This is a genomic window from Dickeya sp. MK7, assembly GCF_000406305.1.
Taxonomy (GTDB): Bacteria; Pseudomonadota; Gammaproteobacteria; order Enterobacterales; family Enterobacteriaceae; genus Dickeya; species Dickeya fangzhongdai.
The window spans coordinates 1-796 of sequence record NZ_AOOO01000048.1 but is presented as its reverse complement, the minus strand read 5'-3'; the positions used below and the strand labels follow the sequence as shown (position 1 = coordinate 796).

Genomic DNA, 796 nt, shown 5'->3' with positions numbered 1-796 from the left:
GTGCCAACGTCAGCGAAACCAGCTCCGGGCCGTTATCCATCCGCATCTTTAGCGGATACCCTCGGTTTGCCACTATCCTGTCCAACACCCGAACAACGCGTTGTGCCGGTATATTCAGGTCAATTTCTATCGCCAGCACTTCACGATTAAAATCATCCACCACGTTAAACGTACGAAAACGTCTGCCGCATACCAGCGCATCATGCATAAAATCCACTGACCAGCTCTGATTCAGGTGTTCCGGCGTCGCCAATGGTGCTGGATCACGCACGGGCAAACGTTGCTTTCCTTTACGACGAAAATTCAGTTTCAGTAAGCAATAAATACGATGAACGCGTTTGTGATTCCATGCATGCCCCTGCCTGCGTAGCTTCTGGAACAACTTCTTGAAGCCGTATCGCGGATAGCGTTCCGCCATGTCGGTCAGTGCCTGAATGACCGGCTCATCACGCCGGGTGTCAGGCTGATAAAAATAGACCGTCCTGCTCAACGATAACGTCCTGCATGCCTGGCGGATGCTCATCGTAAACTGCGCGGTCAGATAACTGACGAGCTCACGCTTTATCGCTGGTTTTAAAGCTTTTTTTCAATAACATCTTTGAGTGCCCGGCACTCCAGACTGAGATCGGCAAACATCTGTTTCAGTCGCCGGTTTTCGTCCTCCAGATCTTTCATCTTTTTGATATCAGAGGCTTCCATTCCGCCAAACTTCGCTTTCCAGTTGTAGTACGAAGCCTCGGATATTCCCGCTTCGCGGCAGACGTCTTTGACGGTACGTCCGGCTTCAACGGACTTC

1 pseudogene is annotated in these 796 nt (G+C 50.9%); it reads right to left on the bottom strand.

Annotation, left to right across the window (positions count from 1 at the left end):
- A pseudogene (locus tag DXXMK7_RS00020) lies at positions 1 to 796 on the bottom strand (IS3 family transposase); the annotation flags it as partial.